General features: G+C 64.3%; 22 protein-coding genes. 15 read left to right on the top strand and 7 right to left on the bottom strand.

Annotated elements, in window-relative coordinates; genetic code table 11:
* The first annotated feature begins 13 nt into the window (after positions 1 to 13).
* Genes ureB through RY1_RS04935 form a run of 4 tightly spaced genes read left to right on the top strand, consistent with a single transcriptional unit; the run spans position 14 to position 3,760 of the window.
* On the top strand, positions 14 to 652 hold the full coding sequence (gene ureB, locus RY1_RS04950; RefSeq protein WP_072802434.1) for an urease subunit beta: 639 nt from the start codon (positions 14 to 16) through the stop codon (positions 650 to 652).
* Positions 652 to 2,355: an urease subunit alpha gene (ureC, locus tag RY1_RS04945; protein WP_072802433.1), complete on the top strand. Its 1,704-nt coding sequence runs from the start codon at positions 652 to 654 to the stop codon at positions 2,353 to 2,355. Before ureB ends, ureC begins: the two co-directional genes overlap by 1 nt.
* Entirely contained in the window at positions 2,352 to 2,966 is a 615-nt protein-coding gene (ureG, locus tag RY1_RS04940) for an urease accessory protein UreG (protein ID WP_072802432.1), read from the top strand. The genes ureC and ureG overlap by 4 nt, the downstream gene beginning before the upstream one ends.
* Positions 2,963 to 3,760 carry an urease accessory protein UreD gene (locus RY1_RS04935; RefSeq protein WP_072802431.1) on the top strand — a complete coding sequence of 266 codons (798 nt, stop codon included), beginning with the start codon at positions 2,963 to 2,965 and terminating at the stop codon, positions 3,758 to 3,760. Before ureG ends, RY1_RS04935 begins: the two co-directional genes overlap by 4 nt.
* A 325-nt stretch (positions 3,761 to 4,085) precedes the next feature.
* Here the strand turns inward: RY1_RS04935 and RY1_RS04930 are convergent, their stop codons facing one another.
* The 3 genes from RY1_RS04930 to RY1_RS30820 form a co-directional block, all read right to left on the bottom strand.
* Positions 4,086 to 4,316 carry a DUF8691 family protein gene (locus RY1_RS04930; RefSeq protein ID WP_072802430.1) on the bottom strand — a complete coding sequence of 77 codons (231 nt, stop codon included), beginning with the start codon at positions 4,314 to 4,316 and terminating at the stop codon, positions 4,086 to 4,088.
* Between the two features lie 205 nt (positions 4,317 to 4,521).
* Complete coding sequence (locus RY1_RS04925) at positions 4,522 to 6,888, bottom strand: arylsulfatase (RefSeq protein ID WP_072802429.1); 2,367 nt, start codon at positions 6,886 to 6,888, stop codon at positions 4,522 to 4,524.
* 212 nt (positions 6,889 to 7,100) lie between these two features.
* Positions 7,101 to 9,692: a helix-turn-helix transcriptional regulator gene (locus RY1_RS30820; protein WP_169914571.1), complete on the bottom strand. Its 2,592-nt coding sequence runs from the start codon at positions 9,690 to 9,692 to the stop codon at positions 7,101 to 7,103.
* Positions 9,693 to 9,968: 276 nt separating this feature from the next.
* Between RY1_RS30820 and recO the strand changes: the two genes are divergently transcribed.
* From recO to RY1_RS04905, 3 genes are read left to right on the top strand one after another with little or no spacing between them, the layout of a single operon-like run.
* On the top strand, positions 9,969 to 10,793 hold the full coding sequence (gene recO / locus RY1_RS04915) for a DNA repair protein RecO (protein WP_072802427.1): 825 nt from the start codon (positions 9,969 to 9,971) through the stop codon (positions 10,791 to 10,793).
* Positions 10,759 to 11,568 (top strand): isoprenyl transferase, encoded by an 810-nt coding sequence (locus RY1_RS04910; protein WP_245819492.1) that lies wholly within the window; start codon positions 10,759 to 10,761, stop codon positions 11,566 to 11,568. The genes recO and RY1_RS04910 overlap by 35 nt, the downstream gene beginning before the upstream one ends.
* The gene (locus tag RY1_RS04905; protein WP_072802425.1) at positions 11,561 to 11,956 is read left to right on the top strand and encodes a hypothetical protein; all 396 of its coding nucleotides are present in this window, start codon (positions 11,561 to 11,563) and stop codon (positions 11,954 to 11,956) included. Before RY1_RS04910 ends, RY1_RS04905 begins: the two co-directional genes overlap by 8 nt.
* A gap of 3 nt (positions 11,957 to 11,959) precedes the next feature.
* On the opposite strand, the gene RY1_RS04900 is transcribed toward RY1_RS04905, so the two are convergent.
* On the bottom strand, positions 11,960 to 12,397 hold the full coding sequence (locus RY1_RS04900; protein ID WP_072802424.1) for a Fur family transcriptional regulator: 438 nt from the start codon (positions 12,395 to 12,397) through the stop codon (positions 11,960 to 11,962).
* A 5-nt stretch (positions 12,398 to 12,402) separates the two neighbouring features.
* On the bottom strand, positions 12,403 to 12,750 hold the full coding sequence (locus tag RY1_RS04895) for an ArsR/SmtB family transcription factor (protein WP_084727209.1): 348 nt from the start codon (positions 12,748 to 12,750) through the stop codon (positions 12,403 to 12,405).
* Between the two features lie 249 nt (positions 12,751 to 12,999).
* Here RY1_RS04895 and RY1_RS04890 point away from each other — a divergent pair, with 249 nt between their 5' ends.
* Positions 13,000 to 14,385, top strand: coding sequence for a glycine--tRNA ligase (locus RY1_RS04890; RefSeq protein ID WP_072802423.1), 1,386 nt, complete (start codon positions 13,000 to 13,002; stop codon positions 14,383 to 14,385).
* Positions 14,386 to 14,644: 259 nt separating this feature from the next.
* Here the strand turns inward: RY1_RS04890 and RY1_RS04885 are convergent, their stop codons facing one another.
* Positions 14,645 to 16,660, bottom strand: a complete 2,016-nt coding sequence (locus tag RY1_RS04885; protein ID WP_072802422.1) for a TPM domain-containing protein — start codon at positions 16,658 to 16,660, stop codon at positions 14,645 to 14,647.
* A gap of 113 nt (positions 16,661 to 16,773) precedes the next feature.
* On the opposite strand from RY1_RS04885, the gene RY1_RS04880 reads away from it, so the two are divergent.
* From RY1_RS04880 to dnaG, 7 genes are all read left to right on the top strand, one after another.
* Entirely contained in the window at positions 16,774 to 17,685 is a 912-nt protein-coding gene (locus tag RY1_RS04880) for an ABC transporter ATP-binding protein (protein WP_072802421.1), read from the top strand.
* Positions 17,682 to 18,464 (top strand): ABC transporter permease, encoded by a 783-nt coding sequence (locus tag RY1_RS04875; RefSeq protein ID WP_072802420.1) that lies wholly within the window; start codon positions 17,682 to 17,684, stop codon positions 18,462 to 18,464. Before RY1_RS04880 ends, RY1_RS04875 begins: the two co-directional genes overlap by 4 nt.
* Positions 18,465 to 18,487: 23 nt before the next feature.
* Entirely contained in the window at positions 18,488 to 19,606 is a 1,119-nt protein-coding gene (locus RY1_RS04870) for a sensor histidine kinase (RefSeq protein WP_072802670.1), read from the top strand.
* Entirely contained in the window at positions 19,603 to 20,211 is a 609-nt protein-coding gene (locus RY1_RS04865) for a response regulator transcription factor (protein WP_072802419.1), read from the top strand. Before RY1_RS04870 ends, RY1_RS04865 begins: the two co-directional genes overlap by 4 nt.
* A gap of 67 nt (positions 20,212 to 20,278) precedes the next feature.
* Positions 20,279 to 20,998: a YdcF family protein gene (locus tag RY1_RS04860; RefSeq protein ID WP_072802418.1), complete on the top strand. Its 720-nt coding sequence runs from the start codon at positions 20,279 to 20,281 to the stop codon at positions 20,996 to 20,998.
* On the top strand, positions 20,995 to 22,275 hold the full coding sequence (locus RY1_RS04855) for a deoxyguanosinetriphosphate triphosphohydrolase (RefSeq protein ID WP_072802417.1): 1,281 nt from the start codon (positions 20,995 to 20,997) through the stop codon (positions 22,273 to 22,275). Before RY1_RS04860 ends, RY1_RS04855 begins: the two co-directional genes overlap by 4 nt.
* A gap of 41 nt (positions 22,276 to 22,316) precedes the next feature.
* On the top strand, positions 22,317 to 24,248 hold the full coding sequence (gene dnaG / locus RY1_RS04850) for a DNA primase (protein ID WP_072802416.1): 1,932 nt from the start codon (positions 22,317 to 22,319) through the stop codon (positions 24,246 to 24,248).
* On the opposite strand, the gene RY1_RS04845 is transcribed toward dnaG, so the two are convergent.
* Positions 24,245 to 24,493, bottom strand: coding sequence for a hypothetical protein (locus RY1_RS04845; RefSeq protein ID WP_072802669.1), 249 nt, complete (start codon positions 24,491 to 24,493; stop codon positions 24,245 to 24,247). The genes dnaG and RY1_RS04845 overlap by 4 nt on opposite strands.
* Positions 24,494 to 24,569: the final 76 nt, after the last annotated feature.

Raw genomic sequence — 24,569 nt, 5'->3', positions numbered from 1 at the left:
ACAGGAGACATCGGTGTTTCTCACCCCGACCGAGATGGAGCGGCTGACGGTGTTCACTGCCGCACAGATCGCCCGGCGCAACCTGGCCGAAGGGGTACTTCTCAGTCACCCCGAGGCGGTTGCCTACCTGACCGACGAGATCATGCTGGCCGCGCGAAAAGACTCGTCGTTCGACGCGGTGATCGATCATGCGTGCCATCTGCTGACCGCCGATCAGGTGATGACGGGCGTACCGCAGATGGTCTCGATTCTGCTGGTCGACGCGCCGTTCGCCGAAGGAACGAAACTCCTGACGGTGGTCGATCCGATTCCGTGGTCGGGTGACGCCCTGGTCCCCGGAGAGATAGTCACGGCCGATACCCCGATCGAACTGTTCGAAGACCTCGAATCCATCGAGTTGCGCGTTATCAACACCGGTGATCGAGACGTACAGGTCCGCAGCCAGACTCATTTCTTCGAAGCGAACGATGCTCTCGACTTCGATCGTCGAGCCGCGTGGGGCCGCAAGCTTGCGGTCGCCGCAGGAGCAGGCGTCCGATTCGAACCGGGCATGCCGGTGACGGTCGATCTGGTACCGATCGCCGGAGATCGCGTCGTACATGGATTTCGCGGCCTGGTCGACGGACCACTCGACGACAGCGAGGGAAGTTGATGCGCATAGACCGCGCTGCGTACGTTCGAATGTTCGGTCCGACGACGGGAGACCGAATTCGATTGGCCGATTCGACACTGTTCGTCGAGATCGAAAAGGACCTCACGACACCGGGATACGAACTTCTTGCCGGAGCAGGAAAGAATGTGCGCGATGGTGAGGGCTATCGCCCGAATTCGACGTCGTCGACCGGAGCGCTCGACTATGTCTTCACCAATGCCACGATCATCGATGCAGTGGCGGGAATCATCAAGGCCGACATCGGAATCCGCGACGGGTTGATCGTCGGAATCGGCAAGGCGGGAAATCCTGACGTCATGCCGGGCGTGACACCGGGAATGATCGTCGGACACATGACGACTCCGATTCCGTCCGAGGGCCTGATCGTGACGGCGGGTGCGATCGAGACGCACGCGCATTTGATCTCACCGCAGCAGAGTGAGCACGCGTTGTCCACCGGTACGACGACGCTCATCGGAGGATCTCCGGGACCCGCATTCGAGGTCGGATCCGGGAGCACACGCAACCTGGGGTTGTTCCTCCGTGGTGGTGAGGGTTCGGCGATGAATTTCGTGGCGTTCGGTCGCGGCTCCTCCGATGCTGCGGCAGTGCGCGAGTCGGTGGCCGCAGGTGCGGGTGCGGTGAAGATTCACGAGGACTTCGGTGCATCACCCGCGGTGATCGACGCGACCCTACGCGCGGCCGACGCGGCAGATTTTGCGGTCCATCTTCACACCGATTCGATCAACGAATTCGGATTCGCCGAAACCACGATGGCCGCGATCGGCGATCGAACGATTCACATGTACCACGTCGAAGGGGCTGGGGGAGGGCACGCACCCGACCTGATTCGGTGTGTCGGGTTCGACAATGTCATTCCGGCGTCGACCAACCCGACGAATCCGTTCACCGCCTATGCGCTGGACGAAGGTGTGCCGATGACGATGGAAGCGCACAACATGAACTGGGATGCACCGGAGGACGTCGCGTTCGCCGAGGCGCGTATTCGTCCGCAGACGATGATCGCCGAGGACTTTCTGCACGACATGGGAGCGATCTCGATCTTCGGCAGCGACACACAAGGCATGGGCAGGGTGGCCGAAAATATTGCCAACTGCTGGCAACTGGCCGATGTGATGAAGCAGCGCGTCGGGCGGCTTCCGGAGGAGACCACCGCGTCGGCCGACAACGAACGAGTCAAACGCTACATTGCGAAATTGACGGTCAATCCCGCGATCTCGATCGGCGCGGGCAGACACATCGGGTCCGTCGAAGTGGGTAAGATCGCCGATCTCGTGCTGTGGTCGCCTGCGTTCTTCGGAGTGAAACCGAACTTCGTCATGAAGAACGGTTTCGTCGCGTGGGCTGCGCTCGGTGACGCTGCCGGGAGCATCTCGAGGTCGGAACCGGTTGTGCAACGTGCCAATTGGGGATCACTGGGCTCGGCGCCCGAGCAGCTCGGATTCGTGTTCATGTCGGCACTCGCCACCGACGCAGGCCTGCCAGAGTCGCTCGGGCTGAAGAAGAATGTCCTGACGATCGATTCGGTTCGTGGTCTCCGCAAGAGCGACATGATCCGCAACTCGACGTTGCCGCACATCGAGGTCGATCCGCGCACGTTCGACGTGCGTGTCGACGGCACACTGCTGACCGGCGAACCCGCTGCCACCGTTCCCTTCTCCCGGAGGTACATGCTTCGATGACATCTCTACGCGCAGCACGAATCGGCATCGGAGGCCCGGTCGGCTCCGGTAAGACCGCTCTCGTCGAGCAACTGATAGCAGCGTTCGCAGACAGGGGCCGCTCGGTCTCGGTCATCACCAACGACCTGGTCACCGAGGAGGACGCCGAACGTGTGCGACGATCGGGGCTGATCGATCCCGCCCGAGTACGAGCCGTGGAAGCCGGGGGCTGCCCGCACACGGTGATACGCGAAGATCCCTCGCTCAACATCGCGATGGCGGATTTGCTCGAGGCAGAGTTCCCCGATACCGAAGTGCTTCTGCTCGAAAGCGGCGGAGACAACCTGGCGTCGACGTTCTCCCGCGATCTCGTCGACTACTGGATGTTCGTGATCGACGTGGCAGGCGGCGACGACATTCCCCGAAAACGAGGGCCCGGCGTCGTACGGTGCGATCTGTTGGTGGTCAACAAGATCGATCTCGCTCCCTATGTCGGAGCCGATCTGGAGACGATGCTGAAAGAGGCCGACGACGTACGCGGTGGGCGGCCGATCGTCTGCACCAACGCCCGGACCGGAACCGGGATCGATGCGGTGATCGACATCCTCGACCGCGAGATTCTGTTCGTGTGACCGACACCAGGGCGCTCGATCTCTCGTTCACGACCCTCGGTGGACGAACCGTGTTCGACCGCAGGCGATACCGCTGGCCGCAGACGGTCGGCCGTTTGTTCCACCTCGATACGTCGGACCCCGGATGGGGGCGGGTGATCGTGCAGAACGCGGGGGCGTCGTTGCATCCGCGTGACCACGTACGGCAGCGTGTCGTCGTTCGGGACGGTGGTCGCGTCGACGTCGTCGGGCAAGGGGCGATGCAGGTCAACGGTGTCCCCGGTGCCGAGCCCGCCGTGGAACGCACCGAGCTGGAGGCGGACGCGTCGAGCACCCTCGTCTATCGGCCCGAGCCGCGGATACTGCGGGCATTCGCACGCGTCGAACAGCACACGCACGTGGAGCTGCGGGGTGACGCGGCGGTCGTCCTCACCGATGCAGTCGTCGTACATCCGGACGTGACGACCGAATCCTTCGGGAGTTTCCGCTCTCGCGTGACGGTCGCCTCGGGTGGGCATCCCGGCGTGTTCGACGTGCAGTACGCGTCGTCGATGCCGTGTCCCGGGTCGGGGCTGCGGGCGTTCGCGACGGTCTACCTGTTGTGCACAGATGTTGTCGACGAGGCAGGTGCGCTCGATGCCCTCGTGCATCGTTTCGACGGTCGATCCGGTGCGTACGCGGCATCGTCGGTCCTCCCGAACGGAATGGGTCATGCAGTCCGCGTGGCAGCAACGGGGGGAGACGTCCTCCGGGACTGCGTCGCGTCCGTCGTGGGGGAGGTCCGGTGCTTCGCTAGGGGTGCGCGGGCGGCCTGATGCGCCCGCCCGTCCGCCCTATCCCGCAAACGCACGTGCGTTTGCGTGGTGGGTGGGGTGTGCTTGGGTGTCGTGCGTCCAGCTACGCAAATGCACGTGCGTTTGCGTGGTGGGTGGGTTTTTCGTGGGTGTCGTCCGTCTACCTACGCAAATGCACGTGCGTTTGCGTGGTGGGTGGGTTTTTCTTGGGTGTCGTGCGTCCACCTACGCAAATGCACGTGCGTTTGCGTGGTGGGTGGTTTTTCTTGGGTGTCGTGCGTCCACCTACGCAAATGCACGTGCGTTTGCGGGGTTGGTGGGTGCGTGGGAACTGGTGTCGGCCCAGTCAGTCCACCCAGTCGGTGGACCGGCGCATCTCGACGACCGTCAGTCCCATCGTGTCGAAGCGGGCCAGCATGCCGCGCAGCTGTGTGTCGTTGTCGATGGGTCCGCGCAGCGCCGTGAACGCGTGTTGGCTCGGCGCGACGGTCAACTCGGGGAATGCCGACAGCGCTCGAATGCTCAGCTCACCACTGATCAGGAACTCGTACCGCACGGGCCGATGGGAGGAATCCATGTGTCACCTCCTCGCGATCGACGAAATCGTGGATCGGCAGCGCATGGGTCAGCTCGACGTGTGTTCCAGGAGGGAGTGCACCTGGGCGCGTCGACGTGCACGACATGTTCGGTGGTGCTTGCGCCGCGCACCGTGCAGTCGTTGCACGGCGTGGTGAACTTCCAGAACGGTCGGTGACATCGTGATCCCTCCTCATGCTCACCCGTCATTGACGGGAGAAGGCCACTCTCGACACTTCGGCGGGGTCGATCAGGTGCGAGTGGTCGTCGTCTCCGACGTGAATTCTGACTACGTCGATGCGCCCGTTGAACTTGGTGTTCTTGCTGTAGCCGACGCTGACCGGCAGGCCGTAATCGTCGCCGATGTCCGTCGTCTCGTCGGCCGAGAAGATCAGCGGCTGTGTCTGCTCGACGCGTCCTGTGCCCACTGTGCGCCCGTCGTAGTACAGCGTCACATCGCCTCCCTTCGCGAGACCGCCTCCGTCGTAGTCGAATTCGGCGCGAATCTGGTGGCGACCGGCAGGGACGTCCTCGGTGGCCTCGATGACGAACTCCTTCATCCCGAGAAGGTTGTAGACGAATGCGGCCCGGTTCGCTTTGACGTGGAGCGCCCATCCGCCGAATCGGCCACCCTGTGCCACGATCACGCCGTCGGTACTACGATCGCTCGGGGTCTCGATCGCCGATGTGACGGAGAACGACCTGTTCTTGACATCGATCACGCTGTTCTCGCTGAGCCGCTTCATCCCGGGAAACAACACCTGAGTGTTGCCGGAGATCAGCTGCGGCCGTCCGGCGATGGTGGCGTTGAGCCGCTCGAATCGTCGGTCGTCGATCGGCAGTACGTTGTACTTGACGGCCTCGATCAACCACAGCCGCTGCAGTTTCGCGAGCTTCTCGGGTAGCTCTGCCGACACATCGTGGGCTTGGGTCCAGTCGCTGGCGCCGTCGTAGAGTTCCCACACGTCCTCGTCCAGCGCGGGCAGGGCTTCGTTCGGTAGCCACGGGGTGCTGTGCCGGGTGACGGCGCTCCACCCTCGGAAGTAGATGCCGCGGTTGCCTGCCATCTCGAAGTACTGCAGGTCGTGGCGCTCGTCGGCGTCCGCGTCGTCGAAGCTGTACACCATGCTGGTGCCCTCGATCGGTGATTGCTGCACACCGTTGACGAAGGTCGGCTCGGGTAGTCCGGCCACTTCGAGTACCGTTGCCGCAACGTCGATGACGTGGGTGAACTGCGACCGGGTCTCGCCTGCGGCGGTGATTCCGCGGGGCCAGTGCACGATTGCGCCGTTGCGAGTGCCACCCCAGTGCGAGGCAACCTGTTTGGTCCATTGGAACGGCGTGCACATCGCCCACGCCCACCCGACGGAATAGTGGTTGTAGGCGTCCGGTGTGCCGAGTTTGTCCTTGACGTCGGCCATGAACTCCGGCGTCTCGATCGCGGCCAATCCGTTGAAGTTGGCCATCTCGTTGAACGCCCCGTTGACCGTTCCCTCGGCGGACGCGCCGTTGTCCCCGATGATGTAGTAGACGAGCGTGTTGTCGAGTGCCCCGATATCCTCGATCGCATCGATCAGACGGCCGACGTGATGATCGGTGTGTTCGAGGAATCCTGCGTACACCTCCATCTGCCGTTCGAGTACCGGCCTGATCACCTCGTCCATCTCGTTCCACGCCGGAATCACACTCGGCCGCGGCGTCAACACTGCATCACGTGGTACGACGCCGCGTTCCTTCTGACGCTCGATGATGGACTCGCGCTGCACATCCCATCCCTCGGCGAACCTGCCCGCGTACTTGTCCGACCATTCGTGCGGCACGTGATGAGGCGCATGGGTCGCACCGGGTGCGAAGTAGAGAAAAAAGGGCTTGTCCGACGCAAGCGCCTTCTGGGTTCGTACCCACTCGATCGCGTGATCGGCGAGATCCTCGGTGAGGTGGTAGCCCTCTTCCGGCGATCTGTCCGGTTCGACCGGGGTGATTCCATCGTAGAGCGCCGGATAGTACTGATTGTTCTCGCCGCCGATGAAGCCGTAGAAGTGCTCGAATCCGCCTCCTCCCGAGGGCCAGGCGTCGAACGGCCCCACCGGGGAAGTTTGCCACGGCGGTACCTCGTGACATTTGCCGAATTGCGCCGTGGAATAGCCGTTGAGTTTCAACGTCATCGGCAGTGCTGCCTTGGTATTCGGGCGTATCCCGCATGAACCCGGCGCCGACGTCGCGGTCTCGGTGATCAGCCCCATGCCTACCGAATGGTGATTGCGGCCGCTCAGTAGCGCTGCCCGTGTCGGCGCGCACAACGCAGTGGTGTGAAATCGGTTGTATGTCAAACCTGTTCGCTGTAGTCGTTCCGCAACAGGAGTGTCGACGGGTCCGCCGAATGCGCTGCTTGCACCGTAGCCGACGTCGTCGAGCAGGATGATCACCACATTGGGTGCGCCCGGCGGTGGTAGCAGCGGTTCGATGGGAGGGAACGACGTGTCCGGATCCTTGGCGTCGTAAGTGACCAGCCCGAGGTGCTGTCGATCCGGAATCGGGAGGATGTCGCGTCGTGTGCCCGTGGTACCTGTCATGTAATCATCTCCACTGTGAGACAACTGTTTACAATGATCTCGCGTCACTCGTGTTCGAGGCCAGCATAGAATGCGAACGACTCGGCCGATGTCATCCGGCACGAGTGAGATTCGAGTCGACGTCGTCGTTGCCGGGGTCCTCGTCGGTTGATCGAGGCCGCCGTGATCACCCGAAAGTGATGATGTCGACTTCGCTCGCAGGGCTCACTCGCTCACAGCAATCCGATGCGCCTGGCCGCAGCAATGGCATCTCTTCTGTTGCCCACACCCAACTTTCGATAGATCGCGCGAAGATGCGTCTTGACGGTGTTGACGGAAATGAACAGGTCCGCAGCCATTGCGTCGGCGGTGCGAAAGGTGGGCAGTTCCTGTAGCAGTCCGAACTCTCGTGGGCTCAGATGGACGGCGGGGGAGTCGGAACCGGCTTCCACGACGCGTCGCACGGCCTCGGCGCAGTGTTCCGTTCGGCCGAAGCGGCCGAGATTTCGGTCCAGAATCTGCCGCACCTGTGCGCGATACCTTGTGAAAGGAAACAGAATTCGATCGTCGTCGCACAGTTCCAGTGCGCAGGCCAGATGCTGGTAGGCGGACGAATCGTCGTCTCGGGACAGACTGAGCGCGGCCATTTCCAGTCTCGACCAGATCATCGTCATGGGATGCCGTGCAGGCAATTCTCGTTCGAGGACGAGTGACAGTGCCGAGGCAGCAGACATCCGGCGACCGCGAGATCGCTCGAGCATCGCATCGAGCAGCGCACATTCGGCACTGTCTCCGAGTCGTGCTCGAACATGTGCAAGATAGGTGGCCGCATCCGAGCTGTGCCTGGCCGAGATCAGTGCGTGCTGAACGTCACCGGCGAGCAACGCCGTCATCGACGGTGTCAGCGGATCGAGGTCGGTCGGCAGGTGCGGGCGCACGATCGCCGCCCTCTCCTCGGCGGTGGTGTGCGCATCGGTCAATCCACGTGCAAGACGGGCCATCTCGACGGTTGCAGGTGCAGTCGAGGTCGCGAGGGCGGCCCAGCTCGGGCCGATATCGGTGCCGTCGACGTCGGTTCGAAGGTGCGCTGCGTATGCGGCGTACATTCGGCAGAGATGAACCGGTTCGATGTCGGCGAGGTCGCCTGCGGCTGCCAGAGTCTCGGCGTGATCGGTGAGTTCGGCCAGCGCTCCGAAACGTCCGCGCAATGCCGCCGACTCGGCCTGCGCGCCGAGACAGTGCACCTCCAGCGCGGGCGAATGCGAGGCGCGCGCGTGGGCGTACGCGTCGGTCAGGTGACCATCGGCCTCGTCGAGGCGCCCGAGCATCAACTCGATCAGACCGCGATGGTATATCGCTGCAGCATTCAAATCGGCTCTGTTGCTTGCATGTTCACCCAAATCGGCGAATCGTGTCAGCGCCGCGGTCGCCTCGTCCGCTCCCGATCGGGAGTCGAGAAGTGAGAGCCGAGCACGAAGGATCGCGCGCAGAACTGCCGCCGTGCCTGTCGTGGTGTTGCGTGCCGAATTCTCGACATTCGACAACGCAGCTGCCGCGGGCGCCACGTCCCCGACCTCGAGTCGAAGCATCGCGGTCACCAAGCGGACACTCGGATCGGCGACCATGTCGTCGGTGGCACGATCGAGCAGTGCCAGCACATCGGTGGGTGGGAGTTCGCCGATGAGCAGCCGAGTGGCGGAACGCTCGACGATATCGGTCACGGCGTCCGTGTCGGCCGTGTTCATGGCGTGCGAGAGCGCATCGAGCGGGTGGTCGTGTTCGAGGTACCACTCCGCTGCGCGACGCTCGAGGACTCCGATCGCCGACGGCTCCAGGCTGCACGCCTCTGCCTGCAGGTAGGCGCGCATCAACGGGTGGTAGCGGTAGACGGCGCCGTCGGTCGTGACTTCCCGCGATATCAGAAAGTTGCTTCGAACCAGTGCTTCGAGCACGACGACCGCTTTAGATGTGCCCGCGAGCCGATTCGCCAAGGTGGCGGAGACGACCTCGGGAACTGCTGTGGCGATCAATATTCGCTTCGTTTCGGGACGCAACGACGTGATGAACTCGTCGACGAGATAGTCGGACAATGCGCGGTTGTCGACTCCGTAGCCGGTCAGCACCGCAACAGGATCGGGGCTCCTGGTGGCTGTCAACGCTGCCAGTTGCAGGCCACCTGCCCAGCCTTCCGTCGTCGCCATCACCGAGGCCAGAACAGAGGCGTCGAGGTCGAGATGGTGGCGCTTCATCAGCTCCTGCGCCTCGCCTGGGGTGAACGCCAACTCGTCGGCGGTGATGTCGGCGACGGTCCCGGTCATCCGGCTTCGCGTCAGCAGTAGCGGCGGGTCGAATCGACCGATGACGACCACCCGCATCGTCTCGGGTGCCCACCGAAGCAGCTCGGCGAATTCCTCCAGCGCAGCGGCGTCGCGCAGAAGGTGGGCGTCGTCGACTATCAGGCAGAATCCGCGCGGCGCTGCGTCGAGGAGTTCGGACATGCGGACGGCCGCATTGTGGTACTCCCTGCTACCCGCTGCGGGAATGCGCTGCACGGCAGTGGCGACGGCTTCACCACACGCCCGCGCCACCGCTGTAGCGATGGCCGCGCGCAGCACACGGATGTCGTTGTCGGCGTCGATGATCGTCAGCCATGCGGTCGGGGCGCTCCCGGGGGCGCGGCGACATACCCAGTCGGTGGCCAGAACTGTTTTTCCCGAACCTGCGGGAGCAGTGATTGCAACCGTGCGCTGCTCGCTCCCCTCGAGGTACAGCCGGTCGAGAACGTCGAGGAGACGGCGACGTTCCGTGGTCGATCGTGTCAGCACGGACGGCGGTCTCGAACGCGCTCGATGAACTTGTATCGACGTCGGCAATTCGATCATGAGCGAGACCCCGCTTCTCGCTGTGAGAACCCGAAAACGGCGGCACCTGATCCGTCGCTTCGAGCCTAGATCCTCGTCCGACGCGGCACGGAGTGTTCGCGGATCTTCGCAGCACTCATCCGAAAAGGATGAGCAGGACGCGGCCCTGCCGTGTGGGCGGCGGCAGGACACGCGTCGACATGTTCGTTTCGTGGGCGGCGAGCGTGGGACACTGGTCGGGTGAGGGTCTACCGGGACAACGCAGTCGTGCTGCGCCAGCACAAGCTGGGTGAAGCCGATCGCATCGTCACGCTCTTGACCCGCGAGAACGGGATCGTCCGGGCCGTCGCCAAGGGGGTTCGGCGCACCAAGTCGAAGTTCGGCGCCCGGCTCGAACCGTTCGCGCACGTCGACGTGATGCTCTATCCGGGTCGCAATCTCGACATCATCACCCAGGTCCACACGGTCGACGCCTTCGGCGGCGACATCGTCACCGACTACGGCTGCTACACCACGGCCTGCGCGGTGCTCGAGACCGCAGAGCGCCTCGCAGGCGAAGAGCACGCGCCGGCGCGCCGCCTGCATCAGCTCACCGTCGGTGCGCTCCGAGCGCTGAGCGAGCGTGCACGGCCTCCCGAGTTGATTCTCGACGCCTTCCTGCTCCGCGCGATGGGTTTCGCCGGTTGGGCGCCGTCGTTGATCGAATGTGCGAGGTGTGCGGCACCGGGGCCGCACCGTGCATTCCACGTCGCGGCCGGTGGGTCGGTATGTGTGCACTGCAGGCCGCCAGGTTCCGCGACACCGATGACCGGCGTTCTCGATCTGATGGTGGCATTGGAGCGCGGCGAGTGGGCGTACACCGAGACGACGTCATCGATCGTTCGAAACCAGGCGAGCGGCCTCGTCGCGGCGCATCTGCAGTGGCACCTCGAGCGTCAGCTTCGGACGCTGCCGCTGATCGAACGATCACGTCCGCACGAGCACGAGCCTGATTCGGTCGGGTCATCGGTGATCGGGCAGGATGAGGACCGTGATTCGACGACGCGAACCGCGCATTCAGCCTGACGGAGACATCGCCGTACGCCCCCCGGATCCACATCCGTCGGGAGCGAAGCCGCCGATTCTGCAGCCGGAGTTGATACCGAGGCACGTGGCCCTGGTGATGGACGGCAACGGTCGGTGGGCGCAGGAGCGCGGGTTGCCGCGGACGGCGGGGCACGAACGCGGTGAAGCCGTGCTGATGGACACCGTGTCAGGATGCATCGACATCGGCGTGAAATGGCTCTCGGCATATGCGTTCTCGACCGAGAATTGGAAGCGAAGCCCGGACGAGGTGAAGTTCCTGATGGGCTTCAACCGAGACGTGATCCGCCGTCGCCGCGACGAGATGAACGAGATGGGCGTCCGGGTTCGATGGGCCGGTCGTCGCCCGCGGCTGTGGCGCAGCGTCATCAAGGAGCTCGAGGTCGCGGAGGAACTGACCAAGAAGAACACCGTCATGACGCTGACGATGTGCGTCAATTACGGTGGGCGCGCGGAAATTGCCGATGCGACAAAGGAAATCGCGCGTCAGGTCGCGGCGGGCACGCTCGATCCGGAGAAGATCACCGAGGCCACCATCGCGAAGTATCTCGACGAGCCCGATATGCCCGACGTCGACCTGTTCCTGCGTCCCTCGGGTGAGCAGCGCACGTCGAACTTCTTGATCTGGCAGTCGGCCTATGCGGAGTTCGTGTTCCAGAAGAAGCTGTTCCCGGATTTCGACCGCCGGGACCTGTGGGCAGCATGTGTCGAATTCGCTTCCAGAGACCGCAGATTCGGTGGAGTCAAATATGAGTGAGCAACTGTCCCTGCAATCGCGGGCCGAGATCGCACTGGCGCAGTTCGCGACGGTCAACGTGGGGGAGGAGGGCTCGCTCGGGTTCGACTACGCAGGAGCGTTGTGTTCGCTGCGGTCGGTGGAGCTCGCTCCCGGTCTCGAGGTGCTGTCCCTGACCGCGGTGCTCGCATGGGATCGGCCGGTCAAAGCGTCGTTGCACAAGAAGGTCGCAGACCGGAACGCCGAATCCCAGTTCGGAGCCATTTCCGTCACTATGCACGGCAAGATGGCAGATGTGTTGTTGCGTTACACATTTCCGGCGTCGGGCCTCGGTGACGAGCCGTTGATGACGATGCTCGTCCTGGTGCTGGCCGGAGTCGAGAAGGCACGCGAGGGATTGCTTCCCTGACGCTCAGCGCGAGCGGCACTCACTGCAGGTGCCGAAGATCTCGATCGTGTGGCTGACGTTGCTGAACCCGTTCGTTTCGGCGACGTTCTGCGACCACTTCTCCACGGTCGGGCCCTCGACCTCGACCGTATATCCGCAGTGCCTGCACACGAGATGGTGATGATGACCCGACGAGCAGCGCCGGTATACGGATTCACCTGTGTCGGTGCGCAATACGTCGACGGTGCCGGCGTCGGCAAGGGTCTGGAGTGTGCGATAGACGGTGGTGAGGCCGATTCCCTCGCCGCGCTTGCGTAACTCGTCGTGCAGATCCTGCGCTGAACGAAACTCCTCGATGTTGTCGAGGAGATCGGAGATTGCACTGCGCTGCTTGGTTGCGCGGACTCCGACCGCGACGGGCTTGCGGGGTGTGGCGGTATCGGTGGACGGATTCTCGGTCACGTGATTCAGCCTTCCTCTGCGTGGGCGACGGCATCGACGACGATGTGGGCGAGGTGGTCGTCGACGAGACGGTACAGAACTTCGCGCCCGTTGCGCTCACCCCGAACAACCCCGGCGGCCTTGAGCACGCGGAGGTGCTGGCTGATGAGGGGCTGCGTGACGCCGAGTGCACCGACGAGCTCGTGCACACACCGCTCGGACTCGCGGAGCTGAAGTACGATCGCGATCCGAACCGGTGCGGCGAGAGCGCGGAGGATGTCACCTGCCGCGACGAGCGTTTCCTTCGGCGGAACGGGCGCGGGTGGCGCAGACGCGAACGGGTCGAGTGCGTGCTCGCCGAGAGGGCCTTTCACCTGGCCGTCGTCGTCGATGGACGAAGGGTCTGTTTCCAACGTTGCCAACGGAAATCTCCTTCGATCGCGACTCGGGGTCCGCTCCAGACTAGTGCAGCGAGCGTTAATGCAAATCACTTCCATTTTGATATGCACGAGTGTGCATGTCAAACGTCGGTGGGGAGCATTCGGCAGCGGGTGCCGCGGCAGATAGGCTTCGAGCCAATAGTTGTACCCCTCATCAGACACCCAAGATGGAGAGCTCCGCCAGTGGCACCCAAGTCCAAAGTCGAAACCGTCGCCAACCTCGCCAAGCGTCGAGGGCTCGTCTACCCCTGCGGCGAGATCTACGGCGGTACCAAGTCGGCCTGGGATTACGGCCCACTTGGCGTCGAGCTCAAGGACAACATCAAGAAGCAGTGGTGGCGCAACATGGTCACCAGCCGCGAGGACACCGTAGGCCTCGATTCCTCGGTGATTCTGCCGCGCCAGGTGTGGGAAGCGTCGGGCCACGTCGAGACCTTCAGCGATCCCCTCGTCGAATCGCTGCTGACGCACAAGCGCTACCGCGCCGATCACCTGCTCGAAGCGTACGAGGAGAAGCACGGACACCCGCCGGAGAACGGCCTCGCCGACATTCGAGATCCCGAAACCGGCGACCCGGGCCAGTGGACCGAGCCGCGCGAATTCTCCGGTTTGCTCAAGACCTTCCTCGGACCGGTCGACAACGAAGAGGGCCTGCACTACCTGCGTCCCGAGACCGCCCAGGGCATCTTCGTCAACTTCGCCAACGTGCTCACCACCTCACGCAAGAAGCCGCCGTTCGGTATCGGCCAGATCGGCAAGAGCTTCCGCAACGAGATCACGCCCGGCAACTTCATCTTCCGCACCCGTGAGTTCGAGCAGATGGAGATGGAATTCTTCGTCAAGCCCGGCGAGGACGACGAGTGGCACCAGTACTGGATCGACTACCGCATGAAGTGGTACACCGACCTCGGTATCGACCCGGAGAATCTGCGGCTCTACGAGCACGCCAAGGAAAAGCTGTCCCACTACTCCAAGCGAACGGTCGACATCGAGTACCGTTTCCGCTTCCAGGGCAGTGAATGGGGCGAGCTGGAAGGCGTCGCCAACCGCACCGACTACGACCTGTCGGTGCACTCCAAGGCGTCGGGCCAGGACCTCAGCTACTACGAGCAGGCCACCGACACCAGGTACACGCCGTACGTCATCGAGCCCGCGGCAGGTCTCACTCGTTCGCTGATGGCCTTCCTGGTCGACGCGTACACCGAGGACGAGGCACCCAACGCCAAGGGCGGCGTCGACAAGCGCGTCGTACTCAAGCTCGATCGCCGTCTCGCGCCGGTCAAGGTTGCCGTGCTGCCGCTCTCGCGTAACGCTGATCTGACGCCCAAAGCAAAAGATCTCGCCCAGCAGCTGCGTCAGTACTGGAACGTCGAATTCGACGACGCCGGCGCCATCGGTCGTCGCTACCGTCGCCAGGACGAAATCGGAACCCCCTTCTGCATCACCGTCGACTTCGACACCCTCGACGACCACGCCGTCACCATCCGCGAGCGCGACAGCATGGCTCAGGAGCGCGTCGCACTCGACCAGGTCGAGGGGTATCTCGCGCAGCGTCTGCTCGGCGCCTGATTCGGGTTGTTCGGTCACCTCTGATGGTGAGCGAATGTCACATTTGGTCACCACGGGGTGAGCGAGGGCGACATTCGGTCACTTGGAGTGTGCGAGGGCGACATTCGGTCACTTGGAGTGTGCGAGGGCGACATTCGGTCACTTGGAGTGTGCGAGGGCGACATTCGGTCACTCTGAGTGAGTGAGGGCGACATTCGGTCACTCTGAGTGAGTGAGGGCGACATTCGGTCAGCCCTGAGGGCCCCCGGCCGGCGCGTGACTAGAAACGGCCACCACTCGACCGGCCACCACCACCGCCGCCGAAGCCACCACCACCCCCGAAGCCACCACCGCCGAAGCCCCCGCCTCGGCTGCCGCGCAGGACGCTGTCGATGAGGATTCCGCCGAGGACGGCGCCTGCCGTGCCGCCGCCCGAACCTCCGCGCGGTCGTCGGCTGTCTTCCCAGTCTCTGACGTCGGCCTGTGCGGTCTGCGATGCCCGTGCAGCCAATTGTGCTGCGGCCTGGGCGTGCTGCAGGGCCTTGGCCGGATCGGATGCTTCGAGCTGCCGGGCTGCAGCGAAGTGCCGCTCGGCTTCGGCGAGGTGGGTCCGCGGGGCTGCGCTGACGCCACCGCGCCTGGTCGAGATGTAGTCCTTCGCTGCGGTGATCTGGGACTGTGCACCGCCGAGATCGCGTTGCAGCCGAGAGCGGAGTAGATCGTCCTGGGTCTTGGCTTCGGTGGCGTCGTCGATCATGTCGTCGAGGTGTCGATCCGCCTCGACCAGCTGGTTGAAGCTTCCGAGTGGGTCCGTCGACTGGGACTGCTCGGCGGTGCGCAATGCTTGTTCGGCTGCGGCGCGGGCGCTCTGCAGTTCCGGTCCGCCGTGCTGAGTCAGTGCGGCCGCGTTGGTGATGTCGCGTCGGACGTCCTCGATCGCCGCCGGCAGTGTTGCGATGGCGTTGCGAATGTCGTTCTGCGCGTGGTCGACTCCGTCCAGGAGGGATCGCGCCTGGTCGACGGCCTTCTCTGCAGTCCGAACGGCCGAGACCACCTCGCCCTGCTTACCCGCAGGCTTGGCGGCCGCGTCGCGTCCTACCTCGATGTTGCGCTGGGCCAGTTCGATGTCCTCGCGGGCCATCACGATGTTGTGCGATATCGACGCGAGCGCGGGGGCCGCGAATTCGGTCTGCAGCCGAGCCAGGGTCTTCTCGGACTCGGGTACTCGAACGGTCAGTTCGACGACGGCTTGCGTCAGCGAATCGAGCTTCGATCCTGCGTTGATCAGCAAGTCGCGCATCGCCTCGAATTCGGCGACACGCGAGTCGAGTTCGTGATCGGCGCGGCCGCAGGACGAGACGATGCGGATCAACATGGCGCGGCGCTCGTCAGGAGTCTCCGGGATGGCGTCGTCGAGGCGTTGGCGGACCTCGAATGCTGCGCCCAACGCTTTCCTCGCCTCATCGAATGCGGTGATGAACGGCGCGGATGCGGTGTCGCCGAACTCCGATCGCGCGATGGCCAGTTCCTCTTCGCTTGCCCGGACAGCGTTGTCGGTCTCGACGAGCATCGAGTGCGCACGTGCATCGAGAATGTCGAGGGGTAGAGCGGACAACGCAACGGTGTCGGTCGGGTCGATGCTGTGCGCAGCGTCGATTCCGGCTCGCTGCTGTGCCTTCTTTCGCCGCGACGAGTAGACGACGGCTCCTCCGCCTGCAACGACGAGGACGCCCGCTCCTATCAGCCACGGGGTACCCGAGCCGCCGGCGCCCGAGGACGTGTAGGCCTCGCTCAGCGATCCTGCGGCGGCGATTGCCGCGCCCGCCCAATCTTCCTCGCGCAGTGCCGGTTCGATGTTGTCGGTCTGCATCTCGGTGATCTCGTCGTCGGTGATCTGAGTCAGGCCCGTAGCCACCCACATCCCGTAGGAACGGTCGACCGTCGCCACGGCGAGCAGTACGTCTCGGTCGCCGAAGCTGCTCGCTGTCGCGGTCCGATCTGCCCAGGTCGACGGGTCGACGCCGTCGAAGTCGGCGACGTAGACGATCCACAGACGCAGCTTGTCGGAGTCGTACAGATCGTCGATCGCAGCCTGTACGTCGCTCAGTTGACCCTCGTCGAGCGCCTGGATGTTGTCGGTGATCTGGCCTGCCAACCGTGCGGGTGGTTCTGCCGCAGCAGGCCCGGCCGCACCGACGAGAGCGACGAGTCCGAGGAGTGTGGTGAGCGCGCTGAATGCGAAGAAGCGCCGGAATGCAGAGAGAACCGTTCCGTGCTTCGCCTGATCGACTGCCATGGAAAACGAATCTACCGGCACGGGTCGACGGGAGGTGACCATGACAGTCGTCATGGCGGGATCATGACGCACGGACGAGGGCCTCGGGCGTCGTCGCGAGCAGAGTTCTTCTCATGACAACGACACCAGCAGTGCATCTGGAACACCTGAGCAAGTCCTATGGGTCGGTGCAGGCCGTGGCCGATGTGAGCCTGCGGATCGAACCGGGCGAGGTCGTGGCGCTTCTCGGCCCGAACGGCGCGGGCAAGACCACGACGATCGATATGCTGCTCGGGCTCGCGAAACCCGACTCCGGCACGGCCAGAGTGTTCGGTGCCGCGCCCGAAGCCGCGATCAAGGCAGGCCGGATCTCGGCGGTGATGCAGTCCGGTGGACTGATACGAGACCTGACCGTCCGCGAGACCGTCCGCCTCACCGCGGCGCTGTTCTCGCACACGCAACCCATCGACGACGTGCTGGCGCGAGCGGGCATCTCGTCGATCGCCGATCGTAGCGTCGGGAAATGCTCGGGCGGCCAGCAGCAGCGGCTGAAGTTCGCGCTTGCGCTGCTGCCGGAGCCGGACCTTCTGGTCCTCGACGAGCCGACGACGGGGATGGACGTCGAAGGACGGCGCGATTTCTGGAATGCGATCCGCCGCGATGCTCGCGGTGGCCGAACGGTTCTGTTCGCGACGCACTACCTCGACGAGGCCGACGCGTACGCCGATCGGATCGTGCTACTGCGGCAGGGCCGGATCGTCGCGGACGGCAGCGCCGCAGAGGTGAAGAACCTCGCGTCCGGCCGCACAGTCACTGCGACGGCACCGGGGATCGAGACGTCGGCGCTGCTGCGCATTCCTGGTGTCGATCGCGTCGAGACCAGAGGAGAGCGAGTCATCGTGCACGGTCGCGATTCCGACACCGTTGCTCGTCACCTGTTCGCCGCAGGCGCCGTCGATCTCGAAATCGTCTCCAAGAACCTCGAGGACGCGTTCCTCGCTCTGACCACCGACCGTTCCGCCGACCTCGTAGGGAGCTCGAAATGACCACACTCGCGCCGCGAAAAGTACTGCCACTGGGCGGATTCAGCCCGACGTTCCTCGGCCTCGAGATAAAGAGGCTGATTCGCAACCGTCGCACCGTCGTCTTCACGTTGGTCATGCCGCCGGTGTTCTTCGTCATCTTCGGAACGCAGTCGGATTTCCGAGTGAACTATGCGTTCGCGCATGGCAATGTGACCGCGTTCATCGCGATCAGCATGGCGGTGTACGGCGCCATGCTCGCCGCGACGAGTGGCGGTGCGATGGTGTCGGTGGAGCGTGCGCAGGGATGGAGCCGGCAACTGCGCCTGACGCCGTTGCATCCCGTGGCCTACATCGTCACCAAGATGCTCGTTGCCATGACGATGGGACTGGCGTCGGTGATCGTGGTGTTCATCGTCGCGGCCGCCTTCGGGGCGGACATGCCGATCTGGGTCTGGGTCGCCACCGGTGTCATCGCCTGGCTCGGTAGCTCGGTGTTCGCGGCATTGGGCCTGTTCATGGGGTACCTACTCCCGTCGGAGAACGTGATGCAGGTCCTGGGACCGGTACTGGCAGTCCTCGCGTTCGCCGGTGGACTGTTCGTTCCGCTGGCAGACGGTGGATGGTTCACCGCGGTCGCGAAGTTCACCCCGCTGTACGGCCTGGCGACCGTGTCGCGGGCCCCGTTCACCGACCCTTCGCTCGGCACCCTGGCTGTGGCCGTACTCAACCTCGTGCTCTGGGCAGGTGTGTTCGTCGTCGGCGCGGCGATCCTGTTCCGCCGCGATACCAAGCGCGTCTGAGGAGGCGTACTAGCGTGAGCATCATGATTCCAGCCGAACCGGATGCACTGGGCAGCGAGACTCGGATGTTCCGGTTCGGCTGGGTCTTCGGCCTGATCTGGTTGTTCTATTTGGCCTATCCGCTCGGCGAAGTGTTCGCACTTCCGGCGGTGTGGCAGAAAATCACCGGGACCGCGGCTGTTGTCGTGTTCGGTGCAACCTTCGTGGCGACCTTCTGGGGATTCCGGAACGCCAACAGAGCGGGACGAAAAATCGATCTACGTTGGGCATGGGCGGGTCTGGCAGTCATGGCGGTGCTCATAGCGGTGCTCGCGGTGATGGTCGGGAGCCAAGCATTCGGGGCAACGATCTACATGGCGGTGCTCGCGGTGATGACCCTGCCGAACCGTCAGGCATGGGCAGTGGTGATCGCACTGGTCGTCGTCGTCGAAGTCGTGCCGCGAGTCGTCCCGGATTGGGACCCGGGAACCTTCTTCGCCTTTCAACTCGTGATCAGTGCCGTGGCCGCGTGGGGAATCACCCAGGTGTTCAAGCGAAACCACGAACTTGCCGTCGCCCGGCAACAACTCGCCGATCTCGCCATCGTGGCCGAGAGGGAACGTGTGAGCCGCGACGTACACGATATCCTCGGGCACTCGCTGACCGTCATCACCGTGAAGGCCGAACTCGCCGGTCGACTGATCGACATCGACTCCGCTCGGGCGGCGGTCGAGATCGGACAGGTGGAAGCACTTGCGCGCGAAGCACTCGGTGACGTACGCGCAACGGTCGGTGGTCTCCGAAAAGTCGACGTCGCAGTCGAATTGCACAGCGCGCGTTCGGCGCTCACCGCAGCCGGCATCGAGGCGCAACTGCCGCCCGACGGTGACATGGTGCCGCTACGCAACCGTGAACTGTTCGGATGGACTCTGCGCGAGGCCGTCACCAACGTGATCCGGCACAGCGGCGCCCGGCGGTGCTCCGTCGAACTCAGCGCCTCACGTATCGAAATTCACGACGACGGATCAGGAATCACCGGGGAATCCTCCGGCGACGGACACGGTCTGCGAGGCTTGGCCGAACGGGTGAAGTCCTCGCACGGCACGCTGGCCATCGGCCGCGGTGACGGCGGCGGCTTCAGAGTGGAAGTGACAGCACCATGACCATCAAGCTCTTGCTCGCCGACGACCAAGCCCTCGTCCGAGGAGCGCTGGCCGCTCTGCTCGACCTGGAATCCGATTTGGAGGTCGTCGCCGAGGTCGGACGCGGCGACGAGGTTCTCGACGCCGCCGTCCTGCATGCACCCGACGTCGCCCTGCTCGATGTCGAGATGCCAGGACTCGACGGCATCGAGGCCACCGCACAACTGCGAGCTCGGTTGCCCTCGTGCCGCGTTCTCATCGTCACCACCTTCGGCAGGCCCGGATATCTGCGACGCGCGCTCGATGCAGGTGCGGACGGATTCGTCGTCAAGGACACCCCGGCCCGCCAGCTCGCCGACGCCGTCAGACGAGTCCACATGGGTCTACGCGTCGTCGACCCCGCCCTGGCGAGTGAGACGTTGACCGAGGGGATATCGCCCCTGACCGCCCGTGAGCAGGATGTTCTTCGCGTTGCCTCCGCCGGAGGAACGGCCGCACGCGTGGCCGAGACTCTGCACCTGTCGGAGGGGACCGTCCGCAATCATCTGTCTGCCGCGATCGGGAAAACGGGTACGACGACGCGTGCCGAGGCCATCCGTGTGGCCGAGGCGCGCGGCTGGTTGTGAGGCATCGCCCGGTACGTATCAGCGCGCCGCGCCGACGGCCGGTCCGCGCGGCTGGCAAACTCGTGGGGTGAACTCGACTCTCGACCGTGATTCGTACGGCGATTCCTATGGGGATCCCTACGGTCCACCCGACGCCAAGCCTGCGCGGCTCGGCTTCTTCGGCACGCTCGGGCGCTGGACGACGAGGCTTGTGATCGGCGTCGTTCTGATGGGGCTTCTCGTCGTCGGCGGGACGGCGATACGGGTGTGGCAGGTTGCGCGCATCGACGATCATTCTCCGGCGGACGCCATCGTGGTTCTCGGTGCAGCGCAGTACTCGGGTACTCCATCCACTGTGTTCGAGGCACGCCTGTCCCAGGCAGCCAAGCTGTTCGAGCAGGGCATTGCGCCGGAGATCGTCACCGTCGGCGGGAAGCAGGAGGGAGACCTCTACACCGAGGCGGCCTCGGGCCGGAACTATCTGATCGACCAGGGTGTCCCCGCGGACAAGATCATCGCCGTCGAGCAGGGTTCGGACACGTTGGAGAGCATCGAGGCGGTCAGTGAGACGCTGAGGGAGCAGGACAAGTCCTCTGTCGTCCTGGTCAGTGATCCGTGGCATTCCTTACGCACCCGCACGATGGCGCGCGATGCAGGACTCGATGCCTGGACCTCGCCGACTCGCACCGGACCGGCCGTCTACACACGGGAGTCGCAGGCCCACGGAATTGCGCGAGAGACAGGCGCGTTGCTCTGGTACCAATTGACGCATTTCAACGCGGATTTCTCCTACACGGCAGGTCAATGACAGTGAGCAGCACATACAGCGAACACGACTATGCGCGCTTCGTCGCCGAGGCACCCAAGACGGCCGGGTTGGACAGTGCGCGGGAGAACGCGTCGCATCGAAGCGCATTCGCACGTGATCGCGCCCGAGTTCTGCACTGCGCGGCACTCCGACGCCTCGCCGACAAGACCCAGGTCACCGGCCCGCGTGACGGTGACACCCCGCGCACCCGGTTGACACATTCACTCGAGGTCGCACAGATCGGACGCAGCATCGCCGAGGGCATCGGCGCCGACCCCGACCTCGTCGATCTCGCCGGACTCGCACACGACATCGGCCACCCGCCGTACGGCCACAACGGTGAGAAAGCACTCGACGAGGTCGCCGCCGACTGCGGCGGCTTCGAAGGAAACGCGCAGAACCTCCGCATCCTGACCGGTCTCGAACCCAAGATCCTCGACGCCGACGGCCGCAGCGTCGGTCTGAATCTGACGCGCGCGTCCCTCGACGCGGCGATCAAGTATCCGTGGTTGCGCCCGCAGCCCGGCGCCAAATTCGGGGCATACGACGACGACGAGAAGATCCTCGACTGGGTACGTGACGGCGCGCCGAACCGTCGTAAATGCTTGGAGGCGCAGTCGATGGACTGGGCCGACGACGTCGCCTATTCCGTGCACGACGTCGAAGACGGGGTCATCGACGGGCGCATCGCGTTGCGGTCTCTCGGCGACCGCGCCGAGCAGCGCGAACTCGCCGAGTTGGGCGTCGCGGAATTCCGCGGACTCGACGCCAACGAGCTGATCGAGGCGGCAGAGCGGCTCTCGCGGATGCCCGTGGTCGTCGCGGTGGGGCAGTACGACGGGACGCTCGCGGCGTCGGTTGCGCTCAAGCACCTCACCAGTGAGCTGGTCGGCCGGTTCGCGACCGCCGCGATCAACGGCACCCACGAGAAGTGGGGCACCGATCCACTGACGCGCTACGACGCCGATCTGGTGATTCCGGCGATCGTCGGCTCCGAGGTGGCACTGCTGAAGACGATGGCCCTGCGGTACGTGATGTCCGACGCGAGTCACAAGGTCCGTCAGGGGCGGCAGCGCGATCGCATCCACCGCGTGGCGGAGTGGTTGCTGCGCTCTGCGCCCGGTGAGTTGGACCCCATTCTGGTGCCCGCCTGGAACCGCGCGGAGACCGATGCCGAGCGCACTCGTGTGGTCGTCGACCAGATCGCGTCGTACACCGAGAGCAGGCTCGAACTGATCGACAAGCGCAGCCTCGGCGCTCAGGCCAGCTGGGGCTGATCCGTTCCCGATCGGTCGGGAGGCGGGACTACACTGCCCGTGTGGCCGGCCGAATTCCTGAACGTGACATTGCCGCCATTCGCGAACGCACACGAATCGAAGACGTCGTCGGTGACTACGTCTCGCTCAAGCGCGCGGGCGGCGATTCGATGAAGGGGCTGTGTCCCTTTCACGACGAGAAGTCGCCGTCGTTCCACGTGCGGCCCAACCATGGGCACTACCACTGCTTCGGCTGCGGTGAAGGCGGCGACGCGTACTCGTTCCTGCAGAAGATCGAGCACATCTCCTTCGTCGAGGCCGTCGAGCAGCTCGCCGATCGGCTCAACTACTCGATCACCTACGAGGGCGGCGGACCCTCGGTTCAGCGAGACCGCGGGACGCGCGCTCGGTTGATCGCGGCGAACTCTGCAGCGCAGGAGTTCTACGCTGCACGGTTGAGCGAGCCCGACGCGCAGACCGCACGCGACTACCTCACCGAACGCAACTTCGACGGCCAGGCCGCACTCGCCTACGGCTGTGGGTACGCGCCCGACGGCTGGGACACGCTGACCAAGCATCTGCTGGGCCGAGGATTCGAAGCCAAGGAGATCATCGACGCCGGACTTGCGACGCCAGGCAAGCGCGGGACGCCGATCGACCGATTCCGTAGACGACTCGTGTGGCCGATCCGCAGCCAGAGCGGAGACGTCATCGGCTTCGGTGCGCGCAAACTGTTCGACGACGACACCATGCCCGGCAAATACATCAACACACCGGAAACCATGCTGTACAAGAAGTCCCAGGTGCTCTTCGGACTCGACATGGCCCGCAAGGAAATCGCGAAATCCCACCAGGCCGTCATCGTCGAGGGATACACCGACGTCATGGCGATGCACCTCGCGGGCGTCAAAACAGCGGTGGCGGCGTGCGGCACCGCGTTCGGTGAGGATCACCTCGCCATGTTGCGCCGACTCATGATGGACGACAGCTACTTTCGCGGCGAGGTCATCTACACCTTCGACGGAGATGCTGCCGGTCAGGCTGCGGCGATGAAGGCGTTCGAAGGCGACCAGAAGATCGCAGGCCAGACGTTCGTCGCCATCGCGCCCGACGGCATGGACCCGTGCGAGCTGCGGCAGAAGTCCGGCGACGGCGCCGTGCGCGATCTCGTTGCCAGACGCGTTCCGCTCTACTCGTTCGTCGTTCGTTCGCTGCTGGATCAGAGTGACCTCGACTCGCCCGCGGAGCGTTTCGAGGCGGCGAAGCTGGTGGTACCGGTCGTCGCGTCGATCAAGGATCCGACCCAGCGAGAAGAGGGCATCCACCTGATCACCAGGAGGGCTGGTTTGTCCGGGCTGGACGACTCTGCCCGCATCAGGTCTATGGTCAACGAGGAAGTCAAGCGACAAGAAAGTTCGGGCAGGCGCGAGCTGAAGACTCAGCAGCGAAAAAAATCACAATCGACGGCGCAGGAGGCGGTCGCCTCGAAATTCGTGCGCCCGAATCCAGCAGATACCAAACTGTGGCCTCAACGAGACGCCCTCAAATCGGTCCTGCAACACCCCTCGATCGCGGGATCGGTCTTCGACTCGCTGCCCCCGGAATCGTTCACCCATCCCTCGTACGCGGCTGTCAGCGCCGCCGTCACAGCGGCTGGAGGCACTGCCGCCGGTCTGGGCGGGGCGCAGTGGGTCGACACGGTAGCCAAGCAGACCAAGGACCGCGTTGTGCAGTCTCTGGTCATGGAGCTCGCGGTCGAGGACATCCGCGTCGCCGACGCAGCTCTCACCCGCTACATCGGGGGTGTGCTGGCGCGGCTACAGGAAGTGTGGGTGGGGGAGCAGGTCGCCGAACTCAAATCCAAGATGCAGCGCATGTCACCGGCCGACAATCAGGACGAGTACTACGCGCTGCTCGGGGACGTCATCGCACTCGAACAGTACCGACGCAGCCTGCTCGAGCAGGCGGTCGGCAACGTCCAAGAAGTCGTCTAGCGTTTCCGGAGCTGGTCCTGCGGGATGTAGAGCTGGGTGTCTTCGTCGATCGGTTTCATCGGCTCGAGCTTCGGCTGAGTGTTCAGCGAATCGGACAGCTTCTGCCTGCTGACCTCGATGACCTTCCTCGTTGCAGGGCTGCCCGCCACAGCCGCAGCGGTCTTGCGTATCTGCTCGTAGCGACCACGACCTGCCTTGGCTCCGAGTACGTACGCTGCCCCTGCAGCCAGAACCAATCGGATCATCATTGTCCTCCCGCAGTGTTGGTCGGTCTTTCCGCAGGCTCCACTCCGGCCGTTCCCGCGCGTCCCACCATCCTGC

The sequence above is a fragment of the Rhodococcus yunnanensis NBRC 103083 genome, assembly GCF_001895005.1.
In the GTDB taxonomy this organism is placed as follows: Bacteria; Actinomycetota; Actinomycetes; order Mycobacteriales; family Mycobacteriaceae; genus Rhodococcoides; species Rhodococcoides yunnanense.
The sequence above is the reverse complement of the archived record's forward strand: the minus strand, read 5'-3'. Positions and strand labels throughout refer to the sequence as shown.

Bases quoted from the DNA above. Each gene is read 5' to 3' on its own strand.
- RY1_RS04905 (WP_072802425.1), top strand. From the start codon at position 11,561: ATGAGTGAGCAACTGTCCCTGCAATCGCGGGCCGAGATCGCACTGGCG.
- RY1_RS04925 (WP_072802429.1), bottom strand. From the start codon at position 6,888: ATGACAGGTACCACGGGCACACGACGCGACATCCTCCCGATTCCGGAT.
- RY1_RS04855 (WP_072802417.1), top strand. From the start codon at position 20,995: ATGACAGTGAGCAGCACATACAGCGAACACGACTATGCGCGCTTCGTC.
- RY1_RS04880 (WP_072802421.1), top strand. From the start codon at position 16,774: ATGACAACGACACCAGCAGTGCATCTGGAACACCTGAGCAAGTCCTAT.
- RY1_RS04875 (WP_072802420.1), top strand. From the start codon at position 17,682: ATGACCACACTCGCGCCGCGAAAAGTACTGCCACTGGGCGGATTCAGC.
- RY1_RS04865 (WP_072802419.1), top strand. From the start codon at position 19,603: ATGACCATCAAGCTCTTGCTCGCCGACGACCAAGCCCTCGTCCGAGGA.
- ureC (WP_072802433.1), top strand. From the start codon at position 652: ATGCGCATAGACCGCGCTGCGTACGTTCGAATGTTCGGTCCGACGACG.
- RY1_RS04845 (WP_072802669.1), bottom strand. From the start codon at position 24,493: ATGATCCGATTGGTTCTGGCTGCAGGGGCAGCGTACGTACTCGGAGCC.
- RY1_RS04885 (WP_072802422.1), bottom strand. From the start codon at position 16,660: ATGGCAGTCGATCAGGCGAAGCACGGAACGGTTCTCTCTGCATTCCGG.
- RY1_RS04930 (WP_072802430.1), bottom strand. From the start codon at position 4,316: ATGGATTCCTCCCATCGGCCCGTGCGGTACGAGTTCCTGATCAGTGGT.
- ureG (WP_072802432.1), top strand. From the start codon at position 2,352: ATGACATCTCTACGCGCAGCACGAATCGGCATCGGAGGCCCGGTCGGC.
- RY1_RS04870 (WP_072802670.1), top strand. From the start codon at position 18,488: ATGATTCCAGCCGAACCGGATGCACTGGGCAGCGAGACTCGGATGTTC.